Annotated in this window: 12 protein-coding genes and 1 other RNA gene; 6 read left to right on the top strand and 7 right to left on the bottom strand. The window is 66.7% G+C overall.

Features of this window, described 5'->3' with window-relative positions:
• Positions 1–40: 40 nt before the first annotated feature.
• The 6 genes from OM960_RS01645 to ssrA all read right to left on the bottom strand — a co-directional run bounded on the left by OM960_RS01645 (position 41) and on the right by ssrA (position 4329).
• A complete protein-coding gene (locus OM960_RS01645) occupies positions 41–499 on the bottom strand; it encodes an SspB family protein (protein ID WP_263332554.1) in 459 nt (152 codons plus the stop codon).
• Positions 500–588: 89 nt separating this feature from the next.
• Positions 589–1848, bottom strand: a complete 1260-nt coding sequence (gene chrA / locus OM960_RS01650) for a chromate efflux transporter (RefSeq protein WP_264770858.1) — start codon at positions 1846–1848, stop codon at positions 589–591.
• The gene (locus OM960_RS01655) at positions 1824–2624 is read right to left on the bottom strand and encodes a chromate resistance protein ChrB domain-containing protein (RefSeq protein ID WP_264770859.1); all 801 of its coding nucleotides are present in this window, start codon (positions 2622–2624) and stop codon (positions 1824–1826) included. The genes chrA and OM960_RS01655 overlap by 25 nt, the downstream gene beginning before the upstream one ends.
• A 117-nt stretch (positions 2625–2741) precedes the next feature.
• Positions 2742–3374, bottom strand: a complete 633-nt coding sequence (locus tag OM960_RS01660) for a DUF1194 domain-containing protein (RefSeq protein ID WP_264770860.1) — start codon at positions 3372–3374, stop codon at positions 2742–2744.
• Between the two features lie 96 nt (positions 3375–3470).
• Positions 3471–3896: an ester cyclase gene (locus OM960_RS01665; protein ID WP_263332562.1), complete on the bottom strand. Its 426-nt coding sequence runs from the start codon at positions 3894–3896 to the stop codon at positions 3471–3473.
• Positions 3897–3977: 81 nt separating this feature from the next.
• Positions 3978–4329, bottom strand: a transfer-messenger RNA (tmRNA) gene (gene ssrA / locus OM960_RS01670).
• A 190-nt stretch (positions 4330–4519) separates the two neighbouring features.
• On the opposite strand from ssrA, the gene OM960_RS01675 reads away from it, so the two are divergent.
• Complete coding sequence (locus tag OM960_RS01675) at positions 4520–5452, top strand: DMT family transporter (protein WP_264770861.1); 933 nt, start codon at positions 4520–4522, stop codon at positions 5450–5452.
• Positions 5453–5501: 49 nt separating this feature from the next.
• Here the strand turns inward: OM960_RS01675 and OM960_RS01680 are convergent, their stop codons facing one another.
• The gene (locus OM960_RS01680; RefSeq protein ID WP_264770862.1) at positions 5502–7337 is read right to left on the bottom strand and encodes a BCCT family transporter; all 1836 of its coding nucleotides are present in this window, start codon (positions 7335–7337) and stop codon (positions 5502–5504) included.
• Between the two features lie 285 nt (positions 7338–7622).
• Here OM960_RS01680 and OM960_RS01685 point away from each other — a divergent pair, with 285 nt between their 5' ends.
• From OM960_RS01685 to OM960_RS01710, 5 genes are read left to right on the top strand one after another with little or no spacing between them, the layout of a single operon-like run.
• The gene (locus tag OM960_RS01685) at positions 7623–8849 is read left to right on the top strand and encodes an aminotransferase class V-fold PLP-dependent enzyme (RefSeq protein ID WP_264770863.1); all 1227 of its coding nucleotides are present in this window, start codon (positions 7623–7625) and stop codon (positions 8847–8849) included.
• Between the two features lie 58 nt (positions 8850–8907).
• On the top strand, positions 8908–10332 hold the full coding sequence (locus OM960_RS01690; RefSeq protein WP_264770864.1) for a cryptochrome/photolyase family protein: 1425 nt from the start codon (positions 8908–8910) through the stop codon (positions 10330–10332).
• Positions 10333–10384: 52 nt separating this feature from the next.
• The gene (locus tag OM960_RS01695) at positions 10385–11599 is read left to right on the top strand and encodes an SAM-dependent methyltransferase (RefSeq protein ID WP_263332570.1); all 1215 of its coding nucleotides are present in this window, start codon (positions 10385–10387) and stop codon (positions 11597–11599) included.
• The gene (locus OM960_RS01700) at positions 11600–12040 is read left to right on the top strand and encodes a TrgA family protein (RefSeq protein WP_263332572.1); all 441 of its coding nucleotides are present in this window, start codon (positions 11600–11602) and stop codon (positions 12038–12040) included.
• Between the two features lie 5 nt (positions 12041–12045).
• On the top strand, positions 12046–13173 hold the full coding sequence (locus OM960_RS01710; RefSeq protein WP_354003535.1) for a gamma-glutamylcyclotransferase: 1128 nt from the start codon (positions 12046–12048) through the stop codon (positions 13171–13173).
• Positions 13174–13185: the final 12 nt, after the last annotated feature.

Raw genomic sequence — 13185 nt, forward strand, 5'->3', positions numbered from 1 at the left:
GGACGATGTCGGTAACGGTGGCGCTAAAGTCGCTTCCCGGCTACTTGCGCCATTTGTCGAGGCTCACCACCTCTGCTTCCTTGCGCGAGTCCGCCTCGTCGAGTTCGTCGTCCTCGTCTTCGTCCTCTTCGTCGTCCTCGTCGAGATCCTGGGTCTCGAAGCGCAGGCCGAACTCGACCGAAGGATCGACGAAGGTGCGGATCGCGTCGAAGGGAATGTAGAGCGGCTCGGGCGAATCGCCGAAGTTCAGCGTGATCGCGAAGCCGTCCTCGTCGACGTCGAGCCCCTCGTACCAGTGCTGCATCACCACCGTCATTTCCTCGGGATAGCGTTCGCGCAGCCAGTCGGCGAGTTCGGCCTCGGGATGCCGGGTGTCGAAGGTGATGAAGAAATGGTGCTGGCCGGGCAGCCCCTCACGCTCGACCGCCCGAAGCACCTCGAGAATCAGACCCCGCATGGCCCGATGCATGAGGTTCCCGTAGTCGATGGACTTAGACATGTGGCGCGCTTTCCGGTTCGTTTCAGCGCCAGCATAAGGGATTCGAAACGGATTGAAAGAGCCGCGCGCGCGGCTCTCTTCCCTGGCGTTCACGGCGCCAGCGACAGCACCGTTCCGAGCGCGGCCGAAATCGCGAGGACCGGCACGATTCCCCAGTGGCGGACCAGAAGAAGCCAGCCGCAGAATGCAGCGATCAGGGCCGGGACCGGCTGGAACGAGCGGAAATCGGGGAGCGGCAGCGCCAGCGGGCCGGGGGTGATCTCGGTGAAGAACAGGTGCAGCGCGAACCACAATGCGAGCGCGCCGATCACGCCGACGACGGCGGCGCTGACGCCTGCGAGCGCGGCCCCGAGCCGCGGGCGGGTCGAGATCCACTCGATATAGGGCGCGAAGGCGAAGACCCAGAGGAAACAGGGCGTGAACGTCACCCAGAGCGACAGCCCCGCCGCCGCGACCGCGAGGCCGGTGCCGCCCTGCGCGGCGCCGGCGAGATAGGCGACGAATTCGGTGACGAGGATCAGCGGTCCCGGGGTCGTCTCGGCCAGACCGAGCGCGTCCATCATCTCGGCCGTGCCAATCCAGCCGTAATCCTGCACCACGGTCTGCGTCATGTAGGCCAGCACCGCATAGGCGCCGCCGAAGGTCACCACGGCGAGCTTCGAGAAGAAAAGGCCGAGCGAGAGCAGGAAATCCTGCCCGGTCAGCGCGAGAAGCCCGATGGGCGCCCACCAGAGCCCGAGCCCTGTGGCGAGCGTGGCGGCGAGCCGAGGATGCCGGGGCAGGGGCGTGGCTTCGGCGGCGGTGCGGGGCAGGAGCGTCGCGCCGGCGATGGCGGCGGTCGCGACGATGGCCGGGAAAGGCAGGCCCAGCGCAAAGATCGCGAGGAACGACAGCGCGGCGATCGCGCGCTCGCGCGGCCCCTTCAGCGCCCGCCGCGCGACCCGGAGAAACGCCTCGACGACGATCACGACGACGGCCGCCTTGACGCCGACGAACAGAGCCGCGACTGCCGGCACCTGACCATAGGCGGCGTAGGCCGCCGCGAGCGCGAGGATCACCGCCGCGCCCGGGGCGACGAAGAGCAGCCCCGCGAGAAGCCCGGCGCGGACCCCGCCGATCTTCCAGCCGGCATAGGTCGCGAGCTGCATTGCCTCGGGTCCCGGCAGGAGCATGCAGAACGACAGCGCCCGCAGGTATTCCGCCTCGCCGAGCCAGCGCCGGGTCTCGACGAGTTCGCGGTGCATGAGGGCGATCTGCGCCGCCGGCCCTCCGAAGGAAAGGAAACCGATCCGCGCGAAGACCCGCCAGAGCGGTTCAGTGGCGCTCACGCCCTGCGCGTCGCTGGCCAATCGTGCCCCTCCTCATACCCGTCGCGCGCCCAGCGGTAGAGTGCATCGTAGACCGCCATTCCGGCCTCCAGCTGTGCGAGGTCGTCGCGGTACTGCCGCGACAGCCCGACCGAGATCGCGAGGAGCCCGGCCGCCTGCGGCGCAAGGTCGTGCCGGTCAGTGTCGGCGCCGCGCACGACGAGCGCGAGCCGGTCGAGCGCCTCCGTATGCAGGCAGAAATCGTCGAGGAGGGCGTCGAAGCTGCAGAGCTCGCCGCGATGCGAGAACGGCACGCCCTCGACGTCGTAGGGCGTGGCCCCGAAGCGGTCCGCCACGGCGGCAACCTCGGAGGGCGCGACGAAGAGGAACCGCGCCTGCGCGTCGACGAAGCGGCGGATGAGCCAGGGGCAGGCGATGCGGTCGATCTTCGGCCGGTGCCGCGTCACCCAGAGCCGCGAGCCGGGCAGGGTGGCGGCGGGGAGCATCGGCAGCCCTTCGGCCGCCCAGGCCAGCACGCCGCCTTCGAGGCTTTCGGCGGCGACGCCGTGGCAGCGCAGGAGCGCCGCCGCGCCTTCGGAGAGCTTCTGGCCCTTCTGGCAGATCGCGACGGCGCGTTTGCCGGTCAGCCCGCCGGCAAGCTCTTCGATGCGGTCGAAGGCATGGCGGAAGGCGCCCGGGATCAGCCGCGGATCGGCGGAAAAATCGGACTCCGTCCGGATGTCGATCAGGACGGGGCAGTCGGGGGTGCCGACGAGGCGGGCGAGCTGGCTGGGGGAGATCGAGGAGAAGCCGGGCATAGGGCATCCTTTCTGTTACGTAACGAAGGATGCGACGCTTGGGCCTTGGCCTCACGGGGCGCGGTCGCGATGCCCCATGCGGCAAGAATCGCATTCGCGGCCGGGTTCGTCAAGAGTTCAACCGAGCGGCTTGGCGATCTCGCGCAGGATCTTGGCGCGGATCGCGCGGGGGTAGTCCGACAGGCCCCGCGCGGTAATCACGAAACCGTTCCGGGTGATGACGAAGCGGCGGTAGAACTCCGTGATCGGGTTCGCACGGCCGACATCCTCGATCGCGATGGCGTTGATCTCGATCCCGGCGCGCTCGGCCGCGCCGCGTTCCGGGGCAAGCGGAAAGCCCGCGTTCTGAGGCCCGTCGCCCGAGATGTCGATGACCTTGCGGCGGCAATCGGATACGGCGGCGAACTGCCCGGCCGAATAGGCGATCGCTTCGCCGACGGCGGTGTCCGAGCCGGAGTAGGCCCGTGCGAGCCTTTCCGCCCGGATGGCGAAGTCATTGGTATCCTTCGGGGCAAGCATCCGCCGCCACGGCAGTACTTGGGTATGCTGTGCGGTGCCCGACCACTGCACGACAGACAGCGCGACTTGGCCGAGTAGCAGCGCATCGGCCACCTCCGGATCGCGCAATGCGTCGGCGATCCCCTGGACCTGAAGCCGGTATTCTCCACGGTCAATCGACCCCGAGACATCGACCGACAGCAGGAGCGCCACGTCGCAGGCCGAGGCGATGGCGGGCCGAAACACCGCCATGACCAGACATCCGATGTAAACAGCCCATGCAGCCTTCATGGAGGCGATGATCCCCCGGCCGAAGCCGCCCGGCAAGCCCCGCTGGAATCCTGGGGATCAGCCGAGCCGTTCCCCTGACAGGAGTAGCAGGAAGGCGTCCTTCGGCAGGAGGCCGGCCTGTTCGAAGAACGTGATGAAATCGAAGCAGTTATAGGCCTCGGTGATGTGGCCGTCTTCGATCCGAACCATCACCTGACCGCTGGCGCGGATCGGGTCCATGCCGTGGGCCGTGACGGCGCGGACCGTGATCTGTGCCCAGAGCCATTCGCCGGTCTCGATGCTGCGGTCGATGTCGATCGCAAGGTCGCGCACGAGCGACAGCAGCGCCGGCACCAGCGCCCTAAAATCCTCGACTCCGACCTGGCCGTCGGGGAGGATCCCGTCGGCTCCCGCACGGGGCGCGAAATAGCGGTCGATCGCGTTCAGGTCGGCCTCGATCCAGACCCGATGATACCAGTCGCGCAGAAATTCCAGTTTCGTCACTGCCGGACACTCCGTCCTTTGCCGGGATATGGCGGTCGAGACGAGCCTACCTCCGAGGTCTTGACGAAGCGTTAAGGGAAAAGTGCAGGCTTCTGTTGCCAGGTGCCTGCGAACCCCGCCTTACGCTGCTAGGCGCAAGGGCTTAAGTTTCGGTCTTCGAGCTGCTTAAGCAGCCAGAGCGACCGGAGCACGGTTGTCGTTGGCAACTGTACTTTTCGGACCGATAACGGTGGTACCTCACCGGGACAAAGCAAACCCCTTTAGACGTTCGTCGATCCTGTTTCGGCCCCTGATGCCCCCAACGAGGGATTTGGTGGAGCCGCCGGGTACCGCCCCCGGGTCCGATCCGCTTATTACGAGCGCGTTTATGTCCATAGTCCGGGAAGTCCCGAACAGGCCCAATATAGGGATGGGCAGCGGCGCGCGCAAGGCTCCAAACCGTAATGCCATTGCCTTCACAATGAGATGCATCTGATTGAATTAAAAATATAATATGAGATCTCAGCGCGTTTCATTGCAGTGGTTCGGCGTACGGCGGTGACGCCCGCCGACGGTTGCGCAGGAACCGGGTCGACTTCCGTGTCCCGATGGCAACCATTCAGGGAGCAATCCGGGAGCCCGAAATGACCAGACCTGTATCTCCGACCCTGCAGGTGACGTCCGGCGCGATGCTGGTCGCGCTCGCCATGGTCTGGGGCGGGTCCTTCTTCTTCGCCGAGATCGCCTTGAGAGAACTGCCGCCGCTGACAATCACGCTGCATCGCGTCTTCTGGGCGGTGCCGGTCCTTCTCGCGGCGGTGCTGGGCAATGGGATCGAGATACCCAGATCCGCCCGGGTCTGGCTGGCCTACCTCGTCATGGGAGCTCTGAACAATGCGATTCCCTTCTCGCTCATCTTCTGGGGGCAAACCCATATCGAGAGCGGCCTCGCCTCGATCCTGAACGCCACCACGGCGGTATTCGGAGCGGTGGTGGCGGGCCTCCTTCTGGCCGATGAACCGCTGACGGCGCGCAAGATCGCCGGTGCCGGCCTCGGCGTCCTCGGCGTGGCGGTCATCATGGGGCGCGACGCGTTGATGACGCTCGACCCGCGCAGCCTTTCGCAACTGGCCGTGATCGGCGCGGCGCTGTCCTATTCCCTTGCGAGCGTCTGGGCCAAGCGGATGCTGTCGGGACAGCCGCCGATCATGAATGCGCTCGGGATGCTGGTCGGCAGCACAGTGCTGATGCTGCCGGTCGTGGTCGCTGTCGACGGGCCGCCCGCACTTGCGTTGCAGACGACCACCTTGGGGGCGCTGGTCGCGCTTTCGGTGATGTCCACCGCGCTCGCCTATCTGCTCTATTTCGCGATCCTCGCACGGGCGGGGGCGGCGAACCTCTTGCTGGTCACGCTGCTCATTCCGCCCTTCGCGATCGGGCTTGGTGCCGCGTTCCTCGGGGAGAGGCTCGGGGCGGAAGTATGGCCTGGCGCCCTCTGCATCGCACTCGGCCTCGCGGTGACAGATGGCCGGCCGCTGCGCTGGCTCACCGCCATGGGCGGCCGCGCGCCTCAATGAAAACGGCGCCGGAGATCCGGCGCCGTCATGGTGCATGCGTCGAGCGTGGTTATTCCGCCGGATTCTCGATCCGCTCGGCATGCTTCTCGCGCAGCCCGTCGCGGTAGAGCGCCTTGACCAGCGAAGCGCACATCAGGCCCATGACCATGGTGAACGGAAGCGCGCCAATGATCATCGCGCTCTTCAGCGCCTCCATCGGGTCGGCGCCCGCGCCGTTCTTGCCGGCGATCAGCAGCGTGCCGATGACCAGCGTCAGGATCACGCCCCAGACGATACGGTGCTTGATGCCGGTTTCCTGCTCGCCGCCCGACATGATCGTATTCATCACGAGGATGCCGGAGTCCGCCGAGGTCACGAGGAAGGTCAGGATCAGCACGACGCACATCACGGTGATGACGTTCAGGAACGTCCCCGAGAGCATGTGGCCGAGCGTCACGAAGAGCTTCGCGGTGTTCGAGGCCGCGAGGATCGAGCCTTGCGCCACGCCCGACAGTTCGAGGTCGATCGCGGTTCCGCCGAGGATGGTCATCCAGGCGAAGCAGACGAGCGCGGGCGCGAAGATGCAGCCGACGATGAACTCGCGCACGGTCCGGCCGCGCGAGATGCGGGCGAGGAAGAGGCCGACGAAGGGCGAGAACGCGATCCACCAGGCCCAGTAGAAGGTCGTCCAGCCGGCTTGCCAGCCGAAGAGCCGGCCTTCGGTCCCGGCCGCGTAGGCCGCGTCCTGCGTCGCGGCCGGAAGTGCCGCCGCGGCGCCGGTCAGATCGCCCTTGAAGCCGTCGAGCGAGCCCCAGGCATTGGTCGCGCCGGCATAGAGGTCGCCCGCCAGCGGCGCGGCCTCGGCCGGGAGTTTCGCGGCGAATTCTGCTTCGGAGAGCGGCAGATGCGGGCCGAAGCTGAGTTGGGCGAAGTGCTGGATGTAGTCGATGAAGGCCGCGCCGTATGTCGTCATCGCGAAGGCGAAGGAGCCGAAGGCGACGAAGACCAGCAGCAGCAGGATCGACAGGACGAGGTTGAGGTTCGAGAGGTACTTGACCCCACGCCCGACGCCCGAGACCGCCGACAGGACGGACATGGCCATGATCACAACGAGCCCGGCGATGAGCCCGACGGTGCCGGGGGCAGGGGTCTCGCCGCCCATGTCCATCATCCACTCCATGCCGGTGATCGCGTACATGCCGTCGATGAACTGGCTGACGCCGAAGCCGATCGTCACGGAGACGCCGAGAATGGTCGCCACGACGCCGAGCACGTCGACGAGATGGCCGAAGATGCCGTTCACGAACCGCCCGAACAGCGGCGTCAGCGCCGAGCGGATCGTCAGCGGCATGTCACGCGTATAGGCGTAGTAGGCAAGGCTGAGCCCGGTGACGACATAGATCGCCCAGGCATGGAAGCCGTAGTGCAGGAAGGTGTAGCGGTAACCCGATTCCAGCGCCTCGGGCGTGTTGCCCGCGACCGCGCCCGCGACGACGAGGGGGTTGGAGCCCCAGAGGCCGAGCGGCTCGGCGGTGGCGAAGACCATGAGGCCGACGCCGAGACCGGCGCCGAACATCATCGAGAACCAGGAAAAATCGGAGAACTCCGGCTTCTCACCGGCCTTGCCCATCACCCGCCGCCCGGTCCGCGGCAGGACCGCGATGACGAGAAGGAAGAAGGCGAAGAAGCCGACGATGAGGATGTAGAAGGCGTTGAAATCCTCTAGGATGCGCCAGTTGAGGCTGCCAAGCACGCCGTTGGCGTTGGCCGGCCAGACCAGCGCCCAGATCACGAGAAGCGTCATCGAAACTTTCGAGATGAGTGCGATCGGCACGCTGTAGCCTTCGTAGAAGCCCGACGCGGCCTTGCGGATTTCGATATCCGTGAATGGTGGTTTGATATTCATGTCCCTGTCCGTGTGGAATGATCCACAGAACGGTCCGGTCCGCTGATCCGGTGCCTCTCCCCTGGCCCGGAACCGGCCTTTCCCCCCTGCGCGACCGGATATGTCGGAAGGCCTCCCGCAGGGTTGGCACCAAAGCGACGATTCACCAGTCGGATTGCGACCAATACAGCCATGTTCGTCATAAAACTGTCATCGAGTCCCGGCTTCGGCGCCGCGGAGGGCGGCATTGCAAGCCGGATCGCCAGCGGGCAGGGTTCGGTTCGGGAATCGGCTCCGGGAGGGACCATGCCGCTCGATCTTGACTTCGTCCGCCGCCAGTTTCCGGCCTTCTCGGAGCCCGCGTTGAGGGATCGCGCGTTCTTCGAGAATGCGGGCGGCTCCTATGCCTGCCAGCCGGTGATCGACCGGCTGACGCGGTTTTACCGGGAACGCAAGGTGCAGCCCTACGGCCCATATGCCGCCTCGGCCGCGGGCGGGGAGGAGATGGACGAGGCGCGGGCGCGCCTCGCCGCGATGATGGGGATCAAGACTCATGAGCTAAGCTTCGGCCCCTCGACGACGCAAAACACCTACGTGCTGGCCCAGGCCTTCCGGCGCCACCTGAAGCCCGGCGAGGCCATCGTCGTCACCGATCAGGATCACGAGGCCAATTCCGGTCCCTGGCGGCGGCTCGGCGAGGAGGGGGTGGAGATCCGCGAATGGAAGATTGACCCGGAGACCGGGCATCTCGATCCCGCGCGTCTTGTCCCGCTGCTGGCGGACGGAAAGGTTCGGCTCGTCTGCTTTCCGCATTGCTCGAACGTGGTGGCAGAGATCAACCCGGTCGCTGAGATCGTCGCCCTCGCGCATGCGGCGGGCGCGGTCACCTGCGTCGACGGGGTGAGCTACGCGCCGCACGGCATTCCGAACGTCGCGGCGCTCGGCGCCGACATCTACCTCTTCTCGGCCTACAAGGTCTACGGGCCGCATCAGGGGATCATGGCGATCCGCGAGGATCTCGGGATGCGCCTGCCCAACCAGGGGCACTATTTCAACGGTGATGTGCTCTACAAGCGGTTCACGCCGGCCGGGCCGGATCACGCGCAGATTGCGGCCTCGGCCGGGATCGCGGACTATTTCGATGCGCTCCACGATCACCATTTCGCCCCCGAGCCCGACGCGGCAAAGCGCGCCGGGGCGGTGCATGACCTGATGCGAGCGCAGGAGATTGCCGCCTGCCAGCCGCTCCTCGATTACCTCGGGGCGCGCAACGATGTACGGCTCATTGGTCCGCGCAACGCGGCGGGGCGGGCGCCGACCGTCGCCGTGGCGCTGGACCGGGCTGCCGAGCCGGTCTCGGCGGCGCTAGCCGACCACGGGATCAACTGCTGGGCCGGAGACTTCTACGCCGTCCGGCCCCTGACCGCGATGGGGGTCGATCTGGACGAGGGCGTGCTGCGTCTGTCGATGGTCCACTACACGTCCTCCGACGAGGTCGCGCGCTTGATCGCGGCCCTGGACAGGGTCCTGTAAGCGCCGCGCCGCTGCGCCGCTGGTGCCGCCGGGAGCGTCACACCGCGAGGGAGGCGAAATGGGAAGAGCTCCGGTCATCCTCTGGTTCCGCCGCGACCTGCGCCTATCCGACCATGAGGCGCTTTGCGCCGCAGCGGCGAGCGGACGGCCGGTCGTGCCACTGTTCATCCATGATGAAACCGTCGAGACGCTCGGGGCGGCCGCGAAATGGCGGCTCGGCGAGGGGCTGCGCGTCTTCGTCGGGGCCCTGGAGGCGACCGGCTCGCGCCTGATCCTGCGAAGGGGGACGGCGCTGGATGTGCTGCGCGCGACCGTAGTCGAGGTCGGGGCGAGTGCGGTATTCTGGCAGAGGGTCTACGACCGCGACGGCATCACGCGGGACCGCACGGTGAAAACCGCGCTGAAGGTCGCGGGGATCGAGGCGCGAAGCTTCGCCGGCGCGACTGTATTCGAACCCTGGGACGTCTCGACAGGATCGGGTGCGGCCTACAAGGTGTTCACCCCTTTCTGGCGAGCGATCCGCGGGCGGAATCCGGGCGAGGCATTGCCGCTGCCGGCATCGCTTGTCGCTCCGGAGAGCTGGCCCGCCTCGGAGTCGTTGAGGGGCTGGAACATGGGCGCGGCGTTGGATCGCGGCGCGAAAATCCTCGCGCGACATGCCGTGGTCGGCGAGGCGGCGGCCCGCGACCGTCTGGAAAGGTTCCGCGCCGAGCGACTCGAGCACTATGCCGAAGGGCGGGATCATCCGGCGCGACAATGCACGTCGGGCCTGTCGGAGAACCTTGCCTCGGGTGAGATATCGCCACGTGCCGTCTGGCTGGCGGCGCTCGGGGATTGGCAGGCCGGACGGCCGGGGGCGGAGAAATTCCTCTCCGAACTTGGCTGGCGCGAATTCGCCTGGCACCTGATGTACCACGCGCCGGACCTTGACCGCGCGAACTGGCGAGCGGGATGGGATTCCTTTCCCTGGCGCGGCGACAACGCGGATGCCGAGCGATGGCGGCGCGGGATGACGGGCGAGCCCTTCGTCGATGCGGCGATGCGCGAGATGTTCGTGACCGGCCGGATGCACAATCGGGCGCGGATGATTGCGGCCTCCTATCTGACCAAGAACCTCCTGACCGATTGGCGCGTCGGGCTCGGCTGGTTCGCGGAGTGTCTCACCGACTGGGACCCGGCCGCGAACGCGATGGGATGGCAATGGGTCGCCGGATCGGGGCCGGACTCCGCGCCCTTCTTCCGGATCTTCAATCCGCGCCTGCAGGCCGAACGCTTCGATCGGGACGGCGGCTACCGGGCGGCATTCATCGCGGAGGGGCAGGCCGAGCCGCCCCGGACGGCGCTTGAGTATTTCAAAGCCGCTCCGCGAAGTTGGAACCTCTCGCCGGGCGATCGCTACCCGACTCCGCTGACCGACCTCGCGGCGAGCCGGGCACGCGCTCTCGATGCCTATCGCGGGATGGATGCTGCGCCTGCGAGATAACCCGGTTGTCGTGTTTGATTTCAAGGATATATTTGTAATCAGGGAGGTCCCGATGGAAGCGTTGACGACCACCGAAGGACAGTCTGGTCTGCCGCGGTATTTCGCGCAGGTCTTCCGGATTGCGCAGGGCATGCGCAATGGCCGGCTCGATTTCGTGCTCGCCGATGGCCGCAGGTTCCGCGCCAACGGCGCGAATCCCGGCCCGGTCGCCGAGATCCATGTCCATGACGATGACATCTTCGCGCGGCTGATCCGCGAGGGCGATCTGGGCTTTTCCGACGCCTATCTCGATGGCGGCTGGTCGACGCCGGATCTCATGGCGTTCATGGATCTCGTCCATTGCGACAATGACGAGATCTACGACGGCTTTCCCGGAATGGGAGTGTTGCGGGCCTACGAGCGCATGCGGCACCATCTGCGGTCCAATTCACGCCGGCAGGCGAAGCGCAACATCGCCTACCATTACGACCTCGGCAACGAGTTCTATGAGAAATGGCTCGACCGGAGCATGACCTATTCCTCCGCTTTGTTCAAAACCGGGCAGGAGAGCCTCGAGGCGGCGCAGAAGCAGAAATACGCCTCGCTCGTCGACGGCATGGGCGCGAAGCCGGGCGACCACATCCTCGAGATCGGCTGCGGTTGGGGCGGGTTCGCCGAATACGCGGCGCGGGAGCGGGGGCTGCGGGTCACGGGGCTCACGATCTCGCAGGCCCAGCTTGAATACGCGCGGGCGCGGATCGCCCGCGCGGGGCTTCAGGACAGGGTTGACGTGAGGCTTCAAGATTACAGGGACGAACGCGGCACGTTCGATGGTATTGCCTCGATCGAGATGTTCGAGGCGGTGGGCGAAAAGTACTGGCCGGTCTATTTCGACACGCTCCGCGAGCGCCTGAAGCCGGGGCGAAACGCCACGCTGCAGATCATCACGCTTCAGGAGAAGCGCTTCGAGATCTACCGGAAAGGCGTTGACTTCATTCAGAAATACATATTCCCGGGCGGGATGCTGCCGTCGCGGAGCGCGCTTCAGCGGGAAATTCGCGATGCCGGGCTGGCGCTGGTCGGGTCGGTCGAATTCGGTGAAAGCTACAGCCAGACGCTGCGCCGCTGGTACGAGGTTTTCAACGCGCATTGGGATGAAATCGCCGGAATGGGATTCGATACCCGGTTTCAGCGCATGTGGAATTTCTACCTCGCCTCTTGCGCGGGGGCGTTTCACGGCGGAAACTGCGACGTGACGCAGATCACAATCTCGAGGCCAGCAGTCTAGATGCCCACAGCAGCTAAGCTCTTTGCCGCCTTCGCCTTCGCGGTCGTGGCGTTCTTCGCCGCGGAGGTCTTCAAGCCGCACATGCCCGAGGGTACCCAGTTCGGGTATTTCTCGTTCGTTTCCGCGCTGATCGGCGTGGTGGCCGGCTGGCGGGTTATGGGGCCGGATGCCGGGCGCGGCAACTGGATGGCGGTGAACTCGGGGATCAAGACCTCGGCCTGCGCTGTCGGACTCGCGCTTCTGATCTTCTCGACCTACGAGATGCTGCGCCTGGCCTTCCGGCCGGCCTACAAGTCCCCGATGGAGGCGATTGTCGGGATCTTCGACCTCGCGGTGGAGTTCTCGGTCTCGCTGATTGCCTGGGACGTGATCATGGTTCTCGTCGTCGGCGGCGCACTGGCGGGACTTCTTTCCGAATGGGCGGCCCGGCGCTGGAACTGAGACCTGTGAGTGCATTCTTCTTCTACGGGACGCTGTGTCACCTGCCACTCCTGCGCGCGGTGCTTGGGCGCGATGTAACCGTGCAGCCGGCACGCCTGGCGGGCCATGCGGTCTTCTGGGCCGAGGGAAGGTCCTTCCCGATGCTCGTCGAGGCCGAGGGGGCGGCTGACGGCATCTATGTTCGAGACCTGGACGCGGCGGATGTGGCACGGCTCGATTTCTACGAGTGCGGTTTTGCCTATGGAACCCGCGAGGTCACGGTCGAGACCGCGTCCGGTGCGGCGACCGCGCGGGTCTACTATCCCGAGCCCGACCTGTGGCAGGAGGGCGCGCCCTGGAGTCTCGATGACTGGGTGGCGCGCTGGGGCGACGTCGTCGTCACGACGGCAGGCGACGTCATGCGGCATATCGGCCGTGCCGATGCCGCGGCGATCCTCGCGCGGTACCCGATGATGCTGGTGCGCGGAGACTCGCGTCTCAGGGCGCAGCGCGAGGGCAGTCCGACCCGGCTCCGGCGCCGGGCCGAGCCGGGAGACGTCGAGGAGGATTGCGCCGCCGAGGTCTATTCGAACTTCTTCTCGGTCGAGGAATACGACCTGCGGTTCCGCCGCTTCGACGGCACGATGAGCCCGACCCTCAACCGCGCAGTTTTCATGTCCGGCGACGCGGCGGTGGTGCTTCCCTACGACCCCTTCCGCGACCGCGTGCTCCTGATCGAGCAGTTCCGGATGGGGCCTTACGGGCGCGGCGACCCGCAGCCCTGGCTCCTCGAAGCGATCGCCGGCCGGATCGACGGGGCAGAGACACCCGAGGATGCCGCCCGGCGCGAGGCGCGGGAGGAGGCGGGGCTCGAGCTGCGTGACCTCCTGCCGGCGGCGCATTTCTATCCCTCGCCGGGCGCCAAGGCCGAGTTCCTCTACACCTATGTCGGCCTTGCCAACCTGCCCGACGGCATCGCGGGGATCGGCGGCGCGCAGGGCGAGAACGAGGATATCCGGGCCCATGTCGTGCCGTTCGACATGCTGATGGATCTGGTCGCGAGCGGCGAGATCACCGCCGGTCCGTTGGTGCTGCTGGCGCACTGGCTCGCCGCCCGCCGGCCGGCGCTGCGCGAGGATGCCGGCGGGGCTTGAGGTCCGCTGTCG

The organism is Defluviimonas salinarum, assembly GCF_026013545.1.
Taxonomy (GTDB): Bacteria; Pseudomonadota; Alphaproteobacteria; order Rhodobacterales; family Rhodobacteraceae; genus Albidovulum; species Albidovulum salinarum.